Annotated in this window: 17 protein-coding genes; 7 read left to right on the top strand and 10 right to left on the bottom strand. The window is 30.0% G+C overall.

From position 1 onward, the window contains the following. Positions 1 to 38: 38 nt before the first annotated feature. The 6 genes from BXQ17_RS07755 (at position 39) to murI (ending at position 6,281) form a co-directional block, all read left to right on the top strand. Positions 39 to 716 (top strand): DUF6089 family protein, encoded by a 678-nt coding sequence (locus BXQ17_RS07755; RefSeq protein WP_172830854.1) that lies wholly within the window; start codon positions 39 to 41, stop codon positions 714 to 716. A 3-nt stretch (positions 717 to 719) separates the two neighbouring features. After that, complete coding sequence (locus BXQ17_RS07760) at positions 720 to 1,463, top strand: isoprenyl transferase (RefSeq protein WP_077810069.1); 744 nt, start codon at positions 720 to 722, stop codon at positions 1,461 to 1,463. Positions 1,464 to 1,470: 7 nt separating this feature from the next. Next, positions 1,471 to 4,026, top strand: a complete 2,556-nt coding sequence (gene bamA / locus BXQ17_RS07765; RefSeq protein ID WP_077810070.1) for an outer membrane protein assembly factor BamA — start codon at positions 1,471 to 1,473, stop codon at positions 4,024 to 4,026. 63 nt (positions 4,027 to 4,089) lie between these two features. Continuing rightward, positions 4,090 to 4,881, top strand: coding sequence for an OmpH family outer membrane protein (locus BXQ17_RS07770; RefSeq protein ID WP_077810071.1), 792 nt, complete (start codon positions 4,090 to 4,092; stop codon positions 4,879 to 4,881). A 13-nt stretch (positions 4,882 to 4,894) separates the two neighbouring features. After that, on the top strand, positions 4,895 to 5,428 hold the full coding sequence (locus tag BXQ17_RS07775) for an OmpH family outer membrane protein (protein ID WP_077810072.1): 534 nt from the start codon (positions 4,895 to 4,897) through the stop codon (positions 5,426 to 5,428). 64 nt (positions 5,429 to 5,492) lie between these two features. Beyond that, complete coding sequence (gene murI / locus BXQ17_RS07780; protein WP_077810073.1) at positions 5,493 to 6,281, top strand: glutamate racemase; 789 nt, start codon at positions 5,493 to 5,495, stop codon at positions 6,279 to 6,281. Here the strand turns inward: murI and BXQ17_RS07785 are convergent. From BXQ17_RS07785 to BXQ17_RS07830, 10 genes are all read right to left on the bottom strand, one after another. Further along, positions 6,278 to 7,267 carry a type IX secretion system membrane protein PorP/SprF gene (locus tag BXQ17_RS07785; protein WP_077810074.1) on the bottom strand — a complete coding sequence of 330 codons (990 nt, stop codon included), beginning with the start codon at positions 7,265 to 7,267 and terminating at the stop codon, positions 6,278 to 6,280. The genes murI and BXQ17_RS07785 overlap by 4 nt on opposite strands. 128 nt (positions 7,268 to 7,395) lie before the next feature. Continuing rightward, positions 7,396 to 8,094 (bottom strand): sulfite exporter TauE/SafE family protein, encoded by a 699-nt coding sequence (locus tag BXQ17_RS07790; RefSeq protein ID WP_077810075.1) that lies wholly within the window; start codon positions 8,092 to 8,094, stop codon positions 7,396 to 7,398. After that, positions 8,094 to 8,540, bottom strand: coding sequence for a FixH family protein (locus BXQ17_RS07795; protein WP_077810076.1), 447 nt, complete (start codon positions 8,538 to 8,540; stop codon positions 8,094 to 8,096). The genes BXQ17_RS07790 and BXQ17_RS07795 overlap by 1 nt, the downstream gene beginning before the upstream one ends. 7 nt (positions 8,541 to 8,547) lie before the next feature. Further along, the gene (gene ccoG, locus BXQ17_RS07800) at positions 8,548 to 9,969 is read right to left on the bottom strand and encodes a cytochrome c oxidase accessory protein CcoG (protein WP_077810077.1); all 1,422 of its coding nucleotides are present in this window, start codon (positions 9,967 to 9,969) and stop codon (positions 8,548 to 8,550) included. A gap of 37 nt (positions 9,970 to 10,006) precedes the next feature. Beyond that, on the bottom strand, positions 10,007 to 10,864 hold the full coding sequence (locus tag BXQ17_RS07805; RefSeq protein ID WP_077810078.1) for a cbb3-type cytochrome c oxidase N-terminal domain-containing protein: 858 nt from the start codon (positions 10,862 to 10,864) through the stop codon (positions 10,007 to 10,009). 11 nt (positions 10,865 to 10,875) lie between these two features. Next, positions 10,876 to 11,043 carry a cytochrome C oxidase subunit IV gene (locus BXQ17_RS14630; protein WP_077810079.1) on the bottom strand — a complete coding sequence of 56 codons (168 nt, stop codon included), beginning with the start codon at positions 11,041 to 11,043 and terminating at the stop codon, positions 10,876 to 10,878. Positions 11,044 to 11,048: 5 nt separating this feature from the next. Next, complete coding sequence (ccoN, locus tag BXQ17_RS07815; protein WP_077810080.1) at positions 11,049 to 13,244, bottom strand: cytochrome-c oxidase, cbb3-type subunit I; 2,196 nt, start codon at positions 13,242 to 13,244, stop codon at positions 11,049 to 11,051. Positions 13,245 to 13,254: 10 nt separating this feature from the next. Further along, entirely contained in the window at positions 13,255 to 13,431 is a 177-nt protein-coding gene (ccoS, locus tag BXQ17_RS07820) for a cbb3-type cytochrome oxidase assembly protein CcoS (RefSeq protein WP_077810081.1), read from the bottom strand. An 82-nt stretch (positions 13,432 to 13,513) separates the two neighbouring features. Further along, positions 13,514 to 14,878: an oxygen-independent coproporphyrinogen III oxidase gene (gene hemN / locus BXQ17_RS07825; RefSeq protein WP_077810082.1), complete on the bottom strand. Its 1,365-nt coding sequence runs from the start codon at positions 14,876 to 14,878 to the stop codon at positions 13,514 to 13,516. 1 nt (position 14,879) lies between these two features. Further along, a complete protein-coding gene (locus BXQ17_RS07830; RefSeq protein WP_077810083.1) occupies positions 14,880 to 17,255 on the bottom strand; it encodes a heavy metal translocating P-type ATPase metal-binding domain-containing protein in 2,376 nt (791 codons plus the stop codon). Between the two features lie 103 nt (positions 17,256 to 17,358). Between BXQ17_RS07830 and BXQ17_RS07835 the strand changes: the two genes are divergently transcribed. Beyond that, positions 17,359 to 18,045 (top strand): Crp/Fnr family transcriptional regulator, encoded by a 687-nt coding sequence (locus BXQ17_RS07835; protein WP_077810084.1) that lies wholly within the window; start codon positions 17,359 to 17,361, stop codon positions 18,043 to 18,045. Positions 18,046 to 18,051: the final 6 nt, after the last annotated feature.

Raw genomic sequence — 18,051 nt, forward strand, 5'->3', positions numbered from 1 at the left:
CAAATTGAAATTCCTATATTTGCTCGCTATTTTTTAGAATGAAAAAAAGTATTTTATTTATCGTATTTGTTAGCCTATCTGCAATAATGTTTGGGCAAGTGTATGAAATTGGTGTTTCTTTAGGAGGCACAAATTACGTTGGTGATGTTGGTAGAACCAATTACATATACCCTAATCAATTAGCAGGTAACGCTTTTTTTAAATATAATTATAATCCTAGAATTGCTTTTAAAGGCACACTTTCTTATTTACCGATTAAAGGAAATGATAAGAATGCAGATACAGACTTTAGAAGAAATAGAGGATTAAATTTTACAAATACAATAGGCGAAATTGCTTTAGGAATGGAGTTTAATTTTTATGAATATGATATTTCATCAGAAGATAAAACTTGGACACCATACATTTTAATTGAGCTTGCAGCATTTAATTACTCTTATATTAGAGAACAAACTACTGCAGGAGAAGATATTTTTGATAAAAAAACATCTTTTGCGATACCAATAGGTTTGGGCTTTAAGTCTAAATTAAGTGGTAATTTTGCATTTTCTATAGAAAGTAAATTTAGATATACTTTTGAAGATGATTTAGATTATCTAACAGAAGACAATTTAAATTACAATATAGAAGGTAATAGTAATGATTGGTATATGTTTACCGGAGTATCTTTAATTTATACTTTTGGTAGACCCGCTTGTTACACACAAGGATTTTAAAATATGGATAAAAAACTACGTATCGATTTACAAAGAGTTCCAAAACACGTTGCCATAATTATGGATGGCAATGGCCGATGGGCAAAAGGTAAAGGAATGAATAGGATTTTTGGTCATAGAAATGCACTTAACGCAGTAAGAGACTCTGTTGAAGCTGCAGCAGAAATCAAAATAGAAGCAATTACTTTATATGCTTTTTCTACAGAAAACTGGAACAGACCAAAGTTAGAAGTAGACTCATTAATGACTTTATTAGTTAATTCTTTAAAAAAGGAATTACCAACTTTTATGAAAAACGGAGTTAAGGTAAATGCTGTAGGATTGATAACAAGTCTTCCTAAAAAAGCACAAAAAGCTCTTAAAGAAGTATTTGAAGAGACAAAAAACAATTCTAGAATCGTATTAACTTTGGCTTTAAGTTATGGTTCTAGAGAAGAAATTGTTAATACAATTAAAAATATATCTAAAAAAGTTGTTAATAAAGAACTTAATTTAGAAGAAATAGATGAAAATACTATAAATAATCATTTATATACATTTAATTTGCCAGACGTTGATTTAATGATAAGAACTAGCGGAGAACAACGCATTAGTAACTTCTTATTGTGGCAGTTGGCATATGCCGAACTATATTTTACAGATGTACTTTGGCCAGATTTTAGAAAAGAGCATTTTTATGATGCAATTATAGATTACCAGAATAGAGAACGAAGATTTGGAAAAACAAGCGAACAAATTACAGAATAAATTTTTTATGAAATTATTTTCTGCAGCAATAGTGTTTACAGCACTATTTTCTACTTACAGCGCAAATGCTCAAGTTAAAAAAGATAGTATATCTATAATTAAAAAGGATACCATATCCACTAAAAAAGCTTCGTTCGTTAAAGGACAAGAATACATTTTAGGCGGTATTACTGTAACTGGTCTTCAAAAATTTAGCGAAGAAACAGTTCGAGTTTTTACAGGATTAAGATACGGGCAGACAATAAAGCTGCCAGGAGACAAGCTTACAAGTGCTATTAAAAAACTTTATGAAAGTGACCAATTTAGTGACGTAGATGTCTATTTAGCAAAAATTGATGGTAATACAGTATATCTGCAACTAGATGTACAAGAATTACCTCAGCTAAATCAAGTTAAAATAAACGGAATTAAGAAGTCTAAAGCCAAAGAACTTTTAAAAGAAACCGAATTAAAACTTGGTAAAATGGTAACAGACAACTTATTAGTTACCTCTAAAAATTATTTCAGAAAAAAATATACAGATAAAGGATTCTTAAAAACAAAAGTTTCTTTAGATGTTCAAAAAGATACTTCGGATATTAATATCGTAAACATGTCTGTGTTTATAGATAAAGGGAAAAAAATTAAAATTAAAGACATCAACTTTAATGGAAATGACGCTATTTCAGATAAAAAATTAAGAGGTGCTATGAAAAACACCAAAGAGAAATTTTTTGGTCGTTTCTGGAAAGGCTCTAAATATATAGAAGAAGATTATCAAGAAGATTTAGAAAGCATTTTAGATCTTTACAGCAGACAAGGTTATAGAGATGCTCGTATTTTAAAAGAAGGAATTTCTTGGAATGATGATAATACAATAGACATTAATATCGATTTAGAAGAAGGTAGACAATATCGCTTTGCAGAAATATTATTTGTTGGTAACAAAGAATATACAGACGAGCAATTACAGCAAGTCTTAAGGATTGAAAAAGGAGACATTTATAACGGTGCTGTTTTAAAAGAACGTGTTAGCGGAGACGGAAGCCCTACTTCTTTTGATATTTCTTCGGAATACCAAAACAATGGTTATTTATTCTCTCAAATTAATGCAGTAGAAACTAAAGTAGAAAACGATTCTATTACAGTAGAAATTAGAATTAGAGAAGACGAAAAAGCAAGAATTAAAAAGGTTACTGTTTCTGGTAATGACAAAACAAACGATCATGTAATTTTTAGAGAATTACGTGTAAAACCAGGAGATTTATTTAGTAGAAGAGAAATCATTAGATCTATTAGAGAAATAGGTCAGTTAGGATTTTTTGATCAAAATGTAACACCTGATGTAACGCCAAATTACGGAGATAAAACTACAGACATCAATTTTAACGTAATTGAAAAAGGTGGTAGTCAAATAGAATTACAAGGTGGTTATGGTGGTGGTTCTTTTATAGGAACACTAGGTTTATCTTTTAACAACTTCTCTATAAAAAACATTTTTAATAAAGAAGCTTACAAACCATTACCAACTGGTGACGGTCAAAAATTATCTTTAAGACTGCAATCTAGTAGAACTTTTAACACATATAGTTTTTCTTTTACAGAACCATGGTTTGGTGGTAAAACTCCAAAATCTTTATCATTTTCTATTTATCAATCAAATCAGTTTCAGTTAGACCCTCAAACTTTTGATGTAGACAGAAGTAGAAAACTAGGTATTACAGGTGCTTCTATTGGTTTAGGACAACGTTTAAAATGGCCAGATGATTTCTTTCAGTTATCACAGACAATTTCTTACCAAAGTTTTCAATTAAAAAATTATGGTTTTAGAGTTGGAGACAATGTTTTAGACAATGGTACATTAAATAACTTATCTTATAATATTAACTTAACAAGAAATTCTTCAGGACCAAGTTTAATTTTCCCAACTTACGGTTCAGAATTTTCTTTCGGAATTAAAGCGACACTTCCATATTCTTTATTTACAGATAAAGATTACAATCAACCAGATAATTTAACAGCAGAAGAGCAAAATGACTTTTTAGCAGATAAATATAAGTGGTTAGAATACTATAAATTAAATGCTAAAGGTAAATGGTATACTTCATTTACAGATAAATTAGTGTTGATGACGAATGCTGAAATGGGTTACTTAGGATTTTATAGTGATAAATTAGGTCAAACACCATTTGAACGTTACTTTGTTGGTGGAGACGGAATAGCTCAATTTCAGTTAGACGGTAGAGAAACAGTAGGTTTAAGAGGATATGAAAACAACAGATTATCTTCTATTTCTGGAGGTACCATTTATAATAAATTTCAATTAGAATTAAGGTATTCTATTACAGATTCACCATCTGCATCTATTTATACTTTAGGTTTCTTAGAAGCTGGTAACTCTTATGACAATTTTAGAACATTTAATCCGTTTAACGTAAAAAGGTCAGCTGGTTTAGGTGTAAGAATTTTTATGCCTGCATTTGGTTTATTAGGTATCGATTTTGCTCATGGGTTCGATCCATTACCTGGTCAAATAGAAAAATCTGGTTGGCAAACACATTTTATTATCGGAAGACAATTCTAAGAAAACTGTACATTTGTTAAGACTAAAGTTTTTTTGGCATGGTTTTTTCTAAATACTAAACGAATGAAAAAAATATTTTTATTTACAGTTCTTTTATTTACAGTTAGTATTTCTTGCGCTCAAAGAAATCAAATTATTGCCTACATAGATATGGAATACATTCTAGAAAATGTTCCTGAATATCTAGAAGCACAAAATACTTTAGACGAAAAAGTAGTAAAGTGGCGACAAAAATTAGATAAAGAAGCAAGATTTATTGAAGTACTAAAAACTGATTTAGCAAACGAAAAAGCTATTCTTACAAAAGATCTTATAGAAGAAAAAGAAGAAGAAATAGCATTAAAACAAGACGAATTAAGAAGATTAGAATCTTTGTATTTTGGACCTAAAGGTGATATGTTTTTATTAAGAAAACAATTAGTAAAACCTATACAAGACCAAGTTTACAATGCAATACAAAGTATTTCTGCTAGAAAAAAATACGATTTTGTTTTTGATAAATCTAGTGAATTAGTAATGCTATATTCAAATAAAAAATACGATATTAGCGACCTCGTTTTAGCAACTATTGATAGAACAAGGTTAGTAGATCAAAAAAATGCTAAAAAGAAACAAGCAAGTGCGCCAAAAGAATTAACAGATAAACAAAAAACTGCAATAGCTAAAAAAGAAGCAGTAATTGCAAAAAAACTATCTGATAAAGAAGCAAAGCAAAAATTAGCAGAAGAGAGAAGACAAGCACTGTTAAAGAAAAGAGACGAAAAAAGAGAGTTGCTTAGAAAAAAGAAAGAAGCGCTTAGAAAGAAAAAAGAAGACGCAAAGAAAGAGCAAGAAAAACAAGAGAATAATAATTAAATTAAAAACAAGAATGAAAAATTTTAAAACATTACTATTAATTGCTGTATTTACTTTAGGAGTAGCTGGTGTTGCGAATGCACAAAAAATAGGTCATGTAGATTACCAAAGAGTTATAGATAATATGCCAGAAACAAGAGCATTATCTACTACTTTAGAAAAATTAGGTAAATCGTACCAAAATGAAATTGAAGGTTTAAAGAAAAAGTTAGAAGCTAAAGTTCAAAAATATACTGCTGAGCAAGCAACACAAACAGAAGCTACTAACAAGCAAAGAGCACAAGAAGTACAAGTAGACAAGGCAAGATTTGATCAAGCACAACAAGCTGCTTACCAAGAAATGCAAAAGAAACAAGCAGATGGTTTAAAGCCAATTGTAGAAAAAGCTGAAAAAGCAATTGAATCTGCTGCTGCATCTAAAGGAATTTTATATGTTCTTGATGCTAAAAGTTTAATCGTAAAAAAAGGAGAAGATTTATATAGCGCTGTAAAAGCTAAATTAGGTTTATTAAAAGATTTACCAAAGCCACAACAAGCAAGACAATAATTTCTACTTTTTAAATTATATAAGAAACCTACTTTTTTAAGTAGGTTTTTTTATTTTTACGCATATGATATCTAACAATAATTCTATTGGTTTTTTTGATTCTGGTGTTGGTGGCACATCAATATTAAAAGAAGTGATAACGCTTTTGCCTTTTGAAAACACAATCTACCTTTCTGATAGTAAAAATGCCCCTTATGGTCAAAAGACTAAAGAAGAAATTATTGCATTGTGTATTAAAAATACTGAATTTTTATTAGCTAAAAATTGTAAAATAATTGTTGTTGCTTGTAATACTGCCACAACAAATGCAATTGATTTTTTAAGAGAAAAATATGCAATTCCTTTTATAGGAATAGAACCCGCTATAAAACCAGCTGCTTTAATTACAAAAACTAAAATTATAGGAATTTTAGCAACAAAAGGAACGCTAAACAGCTATTTATTTGAAAAAACATCTAAAACTATATCTAAAGATATTACGATTAAAGAAACGATAGGTAAAGGACTTGTAGAACTAATTGAAGCTGGAAAATTACATTCAGAAGAAATGAATGATTTACTTATTCAATACCTGAACCCTATGATTAAAAATGATATCGATTTTTTGGTGCTTGGTTGTACTCATTATCCATATTTAATACCTCAAATTAGAAAAATTGTAGGATCTAAAATTAAAATTATAGATTCTGGCGAAGCAGTTGCCAAACAAACGAAAGCTATCTTAGAGAAAAACAATCTAATTAAAAAAGATGCTAAAAAAGCATCCCATATTATTTACATCAACAAAGATAAGACTGCATTAAAGAATTTAATTGTTGATGATGGTATAGAAGTAATAGAAAAAGATTTCTAAAAGCTACCGTAACTTGCATTTATATTAGGGCAAGCTGCACCTCTTGGTTCTCTTGTCCATAAGTTAAAACCTATAGAAATTTGATGAAATCCATTCTCTGCGAATAATACATCGTTTAATTGCTTTGTATGCGTGTAAGAAAACATCAAATTCTTATAATTTACACCAATTAAAGGCGAGATGTAAGAAGAGTTATCTTCGCTACTTGCATCAAAATTTCTTCTATAAGATAGTGCTGCCCAAAATTGCGTGTTTTTAAAAGTTTTGTAAGCTTTAAAATTTAGATCTGCAATTCTTTCTTTAGTTCCTTCTCTTATTTGCAACATTACAGAAGGTTCAAATTGTACAAATCTTTCTTGTCCGAAATAATAACCAACGGATAAAATATAATTTCTTAAATCTAAAGGTTCTTGAACATTCAAATTGTTTTTTGCCGTTAAGAATAAGTTTTTAACTGTAAAATAAGAAGACAAACCTCCTCTGTGATAAGCCAAACTAAAATCTGCATTATAGTAACTTGTACTTTCTATAATTTGACTAACAACACCTGGTCTATCTCCAGAAAATGTTCTTTGATCTGATTGGTTTTGTACAAAAGAAAAAGCCAAACCAAAAGATAATTGCTGAAACATACTACTTGTACTAATTGGTAAATGATAAGCATAAGCACCTTGTAAACCTTGCTGAGAGTGAAATCCGTTTTTATCATTAAATAAAACCAAACCATAACCAGCATTAGATTCTTCGCCAAATTTGGTATGAAAACTTACCGTTTGTAATGCAGGTGCATTTGGTACACCAATCCATTGTTGTCTTGCAGTTAATCTTAATTTACTAGAATTACCAATACCTGCTGCAGAAGGGTGTACTAAAAAAACATTATCTGATAAGTAATCTGTATAAATTGGTAACGTCTCTTGTGCTTGGTTTTTTATTGAAAATAGAACAATAAATAAAAGACAGATTTTAATACTTGTAAACTTCATTAAGCCAATAGCGTTTTTTAAGAAAATCAAATATATTATAAAAATCTTTAAGAATTCTTTGTTCTAATAAGTTTTAACACAGTTAAAAATAAAAAATAATAGTTGTTCTTTAGAAATTATTCAAATATTTAGTGGCAACTTGTATTATTAGAAACAATGTCTAAAATTGGTTTTGGTGATACATACGGAATGCCTAAGCCAAGACCTCTAACAATAAATAATAAACCTATAAAAACAACAACATAAGGTATTGCTTTCTGAATTGATTTCTTTAAACTTCTTTTTGCAAAGTTTCCTAAGAAAACAACAGAGGTCATTAACGGCACTGTACCCAAACCAAATAAAAACATATACAGACCGCCTTCTAAAGCATTTTTAGTTGCCAAAGCACCAAATAAAGCCATATAAACTAATCCGCAAGGTAGAAATCCATTAAGAAAACCTATTGTAAAAAAAGTATCGTTTCTTTTCTTTTTTAGCTCTTTACCTAAAGTATTTTTTAGATGCGCCAATAAAGTGTTTACTTTTTTAGAAAATTTAATTTTATGAAAAAGCTTTGGAAATAGAATAAATAAAATCATAAGTACACCAACAATAATTGATATTTGCTGTTGAAATCCGAAGAAATAAAAACCTTTACCCAACAGTCCAAACAAAAAACCAATTAATGCATATGTTAATAATCTACCTAAATGATAAATCATAACCTGCAGAAAACCTTTGGTTTTATTTTGCCTATCTATTGGTAACATAAATGCTATTGGCCCACACATACCAATGCAATGAAAGCTACCCAATAAACCAAAAATTAGTGCAGATATTAACATTAATATTCTATTTCTTGTTTTACTAAATATTCTTTATCATTGTATTTGAAAGCAACACTAATGTTCCATCGACCACCTAACAAACGTTTCTCAGGCACGAGCAAATATGAATTAGAAATCGAAATAGGAATTTCGAAATCTAATTGTTTATTAGATGGTCTGTATAGGAACACTTTTCCTTGAATCTTTTTAGGATTAAATATTGCAGGAAATATTACTTTTAAATCATTATTAAATTTTAAAATCTTTACGTTCTCTTCTAAATTATTTGCATTTTGTGTTGCATTAATTTCATTTTGAAAACCCAATTCTTTTTGGTAATATTTTTCTGTTACTAAATCATGGCTGTAAGAATTATTAGTACTCATAGTTATTACGAAGTACAAAATAAACCCCATAAAAGCCACAATTGCAATTACAATACCCGTTCCCCAATTAAATTTCATAATCTTATTATTTATAACTTCTAGGTCCTAAAAAACTAGACTTAGCCGTTTCTATTAATTTTCCTTTGGTGTAAACGCCAATTTCTAGCTTGTCTTTATCACCTTTTAAAGCTGCTTGATTAATTTCGATAAACAAAGTACCTTCTGCTAAACCCTGTTTTGGTACTACAAAGTTTTTGTTAGAGACTAATTTTATTTCTCCTTTATGAGATAACAATTTGTAGCTAACATCTGTAATATCTTTTGTTGTTTTATTTATCACCTTAAACGTATAAACGTTGCTGATGATATTATTTTCTTTATGCTGATATAATTGCCCTGGTAGCCTTAAAATTCTTGCCTCTACGTCGTTTCTTAGAAATAGCATACCAATTAAAATACCTGTTAAAATTAACAGAACTGCAGAATATCCTTTCATTCTAGCTGTAAACTGAAAAGGTTTTTTCTTTGCAATGTTATCTTCACTTGCATATCTAATTAATCCTTTAGGTAAACCAACATTCTCCATCATATGATCGCATTCATCTATACAAGCTGTACAATTAACGCATTCTAACTGTGTACCGTTTCTTATATCTATACCTGTAGGACAAACAACTACACATTGTTTACAATCGATACAATCTCCTTTACCTAAAGCATTTCTATTTTCATTTTTTCTGAATTTTGCACGACCGTTTTCTCCTTCGCCTCTCTTATAATCATAGGTGACATTAATTGTTTTATTATCTAACAATACACCTTGTAATCTACCATAAGGGCAAGCAATTATGCAGACTTGCTCTCTAAACCAAGCAAACACAAAATAGAATACACAGGTAAAAATTGTTAATGAAATTAATGTACTAATATTATCTAAAGGATTACCAGTTATGTAATTTATTAGTGTATCTCCACCAATTAAATATGCTAAAAATACATTTGCGATTAAAAAAGAAATTATAAAAAACACAAACCATTTTAAGAGTCTTTTTCTAATTTTCTCTGCATTCCAAGGTTGTTTATCTAAACGGATTTGTTTTCCTCGATCACCATCAATCCAATATTCTATTTTTCTAAAAACCATTTCGAGAAATATGGTTTGCGGACAAATCCATCCGCAGAAAATACGACCAAAAACAACCGTAAAGAGAATTACAAAAACAACACCAACAATCATTGAAATAACTAATAAATGAAAGTCTTGTGGCCAAAAAGGAAATCCGAAAATATTAAATTTTCTTTCTAACACATTAAACAATAAAAATTGGTTGCCTTTAATTTTTATAAAAGGTGCAGATAATAAAAAAAGCAATAAAAAATAACTAACGTAAGTTCTGTATTTATAGAAAAATCCGCTTGGTTTTTTAGGAAATACCCAAGAACGCTTTCCCTCATTATTAACAGTCGCAATACTATCTCTAAAATACTCGTTCTTGGGCTTATCCATAAAAATTAACTATTAAATTACTTTTCCTTTTTCTGTATTATTCTTCTGTCCAGATTTCTCCTTGTGGTGCTTTAGCAACAGCAGGTGTTGTACCTTGAAGGGTTAGAACATAACTTGCTACTTTTGCAATATCTGCAGTTTTTAATGTTTTATCCCAAGCAATCATTCCTTTACCATCTCTACCACCATTAGAAATAGTTGCAAAGACATTTTTAATTCCTCCACCTAAAATCCAATATTCATCTGTTAAATTTGGTCCAATAGAACCTCCACCATCTTTTTGATGACAAGAAGCACAGTTTAAATTAAACACTGCTCTACCTCTACTTAAATCTTTAGCATCTGTTAAAAGTGTTACATTTTCTGCTGTAATTAAATCTTTAGCCGTGGCTTTGTATTTGTTTAACGCTGCTTTTGCTTCTGCAACCGCCTTATTATATTCTACAACCTGATTATCTCCATCTAAAACTTCGAATCTTACTAAATAAACAACCGCGAAAATTATGGTTGCATAAAACATATAAATCCACCATGGCGGAAGCGAATTATCTAATTCTCTAATTCCGTCGTAATCATGATCTAAAACTATTTCTTGCTCTTCTTCTATTGCTTTTGCTTTGGTCCAAGATTTTAATAATTTTTGAATCCAAGCGTTGCTTGGTTCTGGCACAATACCATCTTTTTCGTTTTGCAGTTCTGTAGCTCTTTTAATTGCTAAAACATTAACAACTTCTTTTAAAACAACTACTAAAACAAAACCAATTAAGGCCAACCAAACCAGCGGATTCTCGTAAAAACTAAATGGGTTTTCGTACACCATAAACGATTTTGCAAGCGTTATAAACGTAACAATTACAAAAATTACATATACTGTAGATTGAAATGATTTTTTCATTTTTTTACTTTTTAGTTATCTAATGGTATACTACTTACTTTACTGATGTACTCTTTTTTGGCTGTAAAAACCCACCAAAATAAGGCAACAAAAAAAGTAAAAAATATAAGTAATGATATCATTGGGTAAATTTCTATACCGGTTATGCTCTCTAAATGTCCTTTTAAAAATTTAAACATAATTTCTATTTTTTAGTAGGTTTTTGTTCGTCTTTAACTTTTATATCTGTACCTAAACGTTGTATGTAAGCTATAATCGCTACAATTTCTCTGTTTTTCATTTCTATAAAAGCTTCGCCATTATCTTTTGCATATTTTTTATCAGCTTCATAAGTTTTTGCAAAATCCGGGTCTGAATATAGATTTTCTTCAATCTGTGTACCTTGAGCTAACATATTAGCTTGCGCATTTGAAATTTCTTCATCAGTATATGGTACACCTAATGTTACCATTGCTTTCATTTTATTTTCTGTATTCGATTTATCTAGCTCGTTTCTTACCAGCCATTTATATGCAGGCATTATAGAACCTTCGGATGTACTTTGTGGATCGTACATATGATTAAGGTGCCAACTATCGTTATACTTCTGCCCTATTCTATGTAAATCTGGCCCAGTACGTTTACTTCCCCATAAAAAAGGATGATCGTACACAAATTCACCTGCTTTAGAATACTCTCCATAACGTTCTACTTCACTTCTAAAAGGTCTTACCATTTGCGAGTGACAGCCAACACAACCTTCTCTTATGTAAAGATCTCTACCTTCTAATTCTAATGGTGTATAAGGTTTTACACTGCTAATTGTTGGTATATTAGATTTTACTAATAAAGTTGGTATAATTTGTACAATACCTCCAATTAAAATAGCTACGGTAGCATATAATGTTAATTTAATTGGTTTTCTTTCAATCCAAGTATGCCATCCTTCTCCTTTTGTTCTGTATTTAGAAACCTTTGTTAAAGCTGGGGCTTCTGCTAATTCGTCTGTAACGCCAACACCTGCTTTTACAGTTCTAACAACGTTGTACAACATTACAATTGCACCTACAATAAATAAAGATCCTCCTATAGCACGCATCCAATACATTGGTATAATTTCGTTGACAGTTTCTAGGAAGTTTCCGTAAGTTAATTTTCCGTCCGGATTAAATTGTTTCCACATAGAAGCTTGTACAAAACCTGCTACATACATTGGTAAAGTGTACATTATTATACCTAGAGTACCAATCCAGAAATGGAAATTTGCCAAACCTGTTGAGTATAATTTAGTTTTAAACATTCTAGGAATTAACCAATACAACATTCCGAAAGTAAAAAACCCATTCCAAGCTAATGCGCCAACATGTACGTGTGCAATAATCCAATCAGAAAAATGTGCAATTGCATTAACATTTTTTAGAGAAAGCATCGGACCTTCAAAAGTTGCCATACCATAACCCGTAATTGCAACTACCATAAACTTTAAAACAGGGTCTGTTCTTACTTTATCCCAAGCTCCTCTTAATGTTAGCAGTCCGTTTATCATTCCACCCCAAGAAGGCGCTATTAACATTACAGAAAATGCAACACCTAAGTTTTGTGCCCAATCTGGTAATGAAGTGTATAATAAATGGTGTGGTCCTGCCCAGATATAAATAAATATTAAAGACCAAAAGTGAACAATAGATAATCTATAAGAATACACAGGTCTGTTTGCAGCCTTTGGAACAAAATAATACATCAATCCTAAAAACGGAGTTGTTAAAAAGAAAGCAACTGCATTGTGACCATACCACCATTGCACCAAAGCATCTTGTACACCTGCATACACAGAATAAGACTTTAAAAAACCTACTGGTAATGCCAAACTATTAAAAATATGTAAAACAGCTACGGTAACAAAAGTTCCTAAATAAAACCAAATTGCAACATATAAATGTCTTTGTCTTCTTTGTAGAATAGTCCAGATCATGTTTACACCAAAAGCAACCCAAACTAAAGCTATTGCAATATCTATTGGCCACTCTAATTCTGCATATTCTTTAGACGAAGTATAACCTAATGGCAATGTAATTGCGGCAGCTACAATAATTGCTTGCCAACCCCAAAAGTTAAAATTACTTAAAAAGTTACTTGCCATTCTTGCTTTTAACAAACGTTGTAAAGAGTAATAAACACCTGCAAAAATTGCATTACCTACAAAGGCAAAAATTACTGCATTTGTATGTAAAGGTCTTAAACGCCCAAAACTTAACCACGAAATTCCGTCTGTTACGTTTGGGAATAAAAACATAAACGCTAGCAATAAACCTACAGAGAATCCTACAATTCCCCAAAGTAATGTTGCGTAGATGAATTTTTTTACGATTTTATTATCGTAATAAAATTGTTGCATTTCCATAATTTAAAATTTAGTCTAAAGTTGATTTTTCTTGTTTTTTTATAATTAGTTCATCATCAAAAAGCATGCGTACAGAAGGTGTGTACGAATCATCGTATTGCCCTTTTTTAACTGAATAAATAAATGCTATAAAAAATATTAATGCCACTAAAATACTTAGTGTAAGTAGTAAATATATTACGCTCATATCTTGCCTGATAATTGATACAACAAAAATAATATTGATACATTTCTTAAAATATGACATTTGTCATGTTTAAAATTTATCTTTAAATTGTCATAGAAAATAATTGTGTTTTTGGTTTGTTTTTTAACAGATGCACATCAAAAGCCATACAAATATTTCTAACGAAAGGTCTTGCTTCTTCTGGCACAGAAAGTGAATTTTCTTTAATTACAACTAAACCATCATTCTCCATTTCTTTAAGTAAAATCAAATGGTTTTCTATATTTTTAATTTTCATGGCATCTTCTTGCCAAGAAGTAGAAAAATGACACATAATATTTAAAATATGTTTTCTTATAATTCTATCTTCTTCGGATAAAAGGTGTCCTCTAAAAATTGGAATTTCGCCAGAGTTTACTATTTGCTGATATTCTTTTACAGTTTTTACATTTTGCGCAAATGCATACCAAGAATCTGAAATTGCAGACATACCTAAACCAACCATTAATTGTGTTTTATTAGCGGTATACCCCATAAAGTTTCTGTGCAATGTTTTATCTACTGATGCTTTGTATAAACTATCTGTTTTTAAAGCAAAATGATCCATACCAATTTCTACATAGCCTAAAGCAGCAAAAAGTTCTTTACCTATTTCATACAGTTCTCTTTTTTCTTCGTTTGCAGGTAAATCATTTTCATTAAAACCTCTTTGCCCTACTCCTTTTACCCAAGGTACATGTGCGTAACTGTAAAAAGAAATTCTATCGGGTTGCAACTCTTTGGTTTTATTAATGGTATCAATTACGTTTTCTTTGGTTTGAAAAGGCAATCCGAAAATTAAATCGTGACTAACAGATGTATACCCAATTTCACGAGACCAATTTGTAACATTTTCTACCTCTACAAACGGCTGAATTCTATGAATTGCTTTCTGAACTTTTTCATTATAATCTTGCACACCAAAACTTACCCTTCTAAAACCACAATTATATAAAGTTTGTAGTTGCTCTTTTGTAGTGTTACTTGGATGTCCTTCGAAACTAAATTCTGCATTTTGATGTTTTTTAGAAATTGAAAAAACACCATCCATTAAATATTCTAAATTTTCTTTCGAAAAAAAAGTTGGTGTTCCGCCACCTAAGTGCAACTCTTTAATTATTGGCGTTTCATCAACCAAAGCAACATACAACTTCCATTCTTTTAAAACAGTTTCTATGTATTCTTCTTCTACTTCATGACGTTTCGTAATGTGCTTATGACACGCACAAAAAGTACATAAACTCTCGCAAAATGGTAAATGAATGTAAATACTTATTCCTTCGGATGAGTTGCTTTCTTTGAAAGAAGTTTTAAAGGAATTGATCCAAACATTTTTATCGATTCCGGCTTTGTTCCAAAAAGGAACTGTTGGGTAACTTGTATATCTAGGACCCGGAATATTATATTTCTGAATTAAAGAATTTTGCATATTATTTTATTTTTTTACCCAAAATATTGGTAGAAATTGTTGTAAAGATTACGATACTAATAGAACTTAAAGGCATTAAAATAGCTGCAATAACGGGCATCAAATTACCTGTAATTGCAAAACCCAAACCAATTAAATTGTAACATAAAGACAGTAAAAAGCTATACTTTATAATTTTAATAGCCTTTTTAGATGCGTTAATAAACGTTGCTATTTTAGAGAATTTTGATGCATCCAAAATTCCGTCGCAAGCAGGTGAAAAAACATTGATATTTTCTGATAAAGCAATACCTACATCACTTTGTGCCAAAGCGCCAGCATCATTTAAACCATCACCAATCATAGCCACTTTTTTGTTTTCTTTTTGAAGCTGTGCTATAACATTTAATTTATCTTCTGGCTTTTGGTTGAATAAAAGCGTGGTTTCTTTTGGTAGATTTTGTTCTAAGTACGACTTCTCTCCCTCATTATCTCCAGAAACCACAGATAAACTAAATTTATCTTTTAAAGATTTAAATAATCCATTTACTCCTTTTCTGTAAGAGTTTTTAAAAGTAAACTTCCCCTTATAAACGCCATTAAAACTGATATAAATTGCTGTATCTAAATTAGAAGACTCACTAGAATTTAACACGAAATTAGAAGATCCTAATTTTAAAATTTCGTTATTATAAGTTGCTATAATTCCTTTACCAATAACCTCATCATACTTAGAAATTGGTAAAGATTCTAACGTAGAAAATGTATTGTATAAAGTTCTACTTAACGGATGATTAGAAGATCTTAAAGCGCTTTTTAAAATTCTATTTTCAAGAGTATTTAACTTAATACCATCATAAGAAATTGTATTTTCTTTGTGCGTTGTTAATGTACCTGTTTTATCAAAAATTATTGAATCTATATTTGCCAATTGCTCTATTACAGTGGCATTTTTTAAATAGAATTTTTGTTTACCAAAAATGCGCAACATATTTCCTAAAGTAAATGGCGCCGCTAATGCTATTGCACAAGGACAAGCAATTATTAAAACTGCCGTAAAAACGTTTAATGCTTTGTTTACATCTATAAATAACCAAAATAATGTTGCTGTAAACGCAATTGCCAAAACTGCAATTGTAAAATTTTTACTAATGCTATCTGTTATTGTTTTAAAATGCGACTTGTGCTCTTTTTGAAAAACATCGTTACTCCATAATTGAGTTAAATAACTTTGCGAAACCGATGCTAAAACTTCCATTTCTATGCTTCCAGAAAGTTGTTTACCACCTGCAAAAAGTTTATCCCCAGATTTTTTTGAAACCGCTTCTGCTTCTCCAGTAACAAAACTATAATCAATATCTGCATTTCCGTTTATTAAAATTCCGTCTACAGGTATCAATTCTTCATTTCTAATTAATAGTCGATCACCTTTTTCAACGTCGTAAATCTGTACGGTTTCTTCTTGATTATCCTTAGTCATTTTTGTGACCGCAATAGGAAAATACGATTTGTAATCACGTTCAAAAGACAAGAAATTGTAAGTTTTTTGCTGAAAAAATTTACCTAATAGCAAAAAGAACACCAAGCCGGTTAAACTATCAAAAAAACCGGTTCCTAAATCGAAAATTATTTCTACAGAACTTCTAATAAATAACACCGAAATACCCAATGCTATCGGCACATCAATATTTAAGATTTTAGATCGTAAACCTTTATAAGCAGAAATAAAATAATCCTTACCTGCATAAAAAACTACAGGTAACGAAAAGAAAAACATTAACCATCTAAAAATGTTCTTATACTTTTCTATCCAAAAACCATCGACTTCGAAATACTCCGGAAAAGATAAAAACATTACGTTCCCGAATGCAAAACCAGCTATACCTAGTTTGTAAATTAGACTTCTATCAACTGCTTTTTTTCCGCTTTCATAATCTTCTAAACTTATGTAAGGCTCGTAACCAATTGCACTTAATAATAGCACAATTTCTTTAATTGTTGTTTTAGCAGAATTGTATGTAACTCTAACTTTTTTCTTCGGAAAATCTACTTGAGATGCACTAACGTATTCATTTAATTTATGTAGATTTTCTAGAACCCAAATACAAGAACTACAATGAATATGTGGTATGTAAAGTGTTACTATTTCGATATTTGCATCAGAAAAATCTAATAATTTTGTTGCAATTTCTTTAGAATCTAAAAAATCGTATTTGCCTTTAATTTCTAAAGGAATTGCCCCAGGATTGTCTTGAAAATTATAATAACACGTTAAATCGTTTTCAGAAAAAATCTCATAAACAGTTTTGCAACCGTTACAACAGAAACTTTTATCATCAAACGTAATTAAACTATCATTACAAGAATCGCCACAGTGATAACATTGTGTAGAATTCATATTTACTCTTTTGCCTACTGCAAATTTCTAATAAGAGTGTCTTTTAAAATATGATATTTATCAGGTTTTTACTATTTTTGATTTTATCTAAAACATTTTTAACATGAGCAAATGTGAACAATGTATTGTTCGACAGTTTAATTCTTTAAAACATCTTTCTAAAGAAGAATTGTTAAGAATGTCTAATTGCAAAACTTCTAAAATTATAAAAAAAGGTGAAATCCTATTTGATGAAGGCGAACATATTAATGGTGTTTTTTGCATTAAAGATGGTGTTTGCAAGGTTTCTAAAATGAGCGATAACGGTAGAAATCAAATTGTAAGCTTAATACAAAAAGGTGATTTATTAGGTGAACGCAGTTTAATTTCTGAAGAAGTTTCTAACCTAAAAGCTGTAGCTTTAAATGATATGGAAATTTGTTTTATTCCGAAAGATGAAATTATTCGAGATTTAGAGAAAAACAATAATTTTACAATGAGTGTTTTAAAAGATATGGCCAATTCTTTAAAAACAGCAGACAATTTAATTGTAGATATGGCTCAAAAAACAGTAAAACAACGTTTAGCAGAAACACTTTTACATTTAGAGGCTAAATTTGGTATAAATGCAGACAATAATATTAACATACAGCTCTCTAGAGAAGATATAGCAAATATTATTGGCACAGCAACAGAATCTGCAATTCGATTACTTTCTGATCTTAAGAAGAAAAACGTTATCGAATTTAAAGGCAAAGACATTAAAATTTTAGACAAAATAACCTTAGAAAAAATGGTTACTGGTTTTTAATTCTTT

The organism is Polaribacter sp. BM10 (genome assembly GCF_002005425.1).
Taxonomy (GTDB): domain Bacteria; phylum Bacteroidota; class Bacteroidia; order Flavobacteriales; family Flavobacteriaceae; genus Polaribacter; species Polaribacter marinaquae.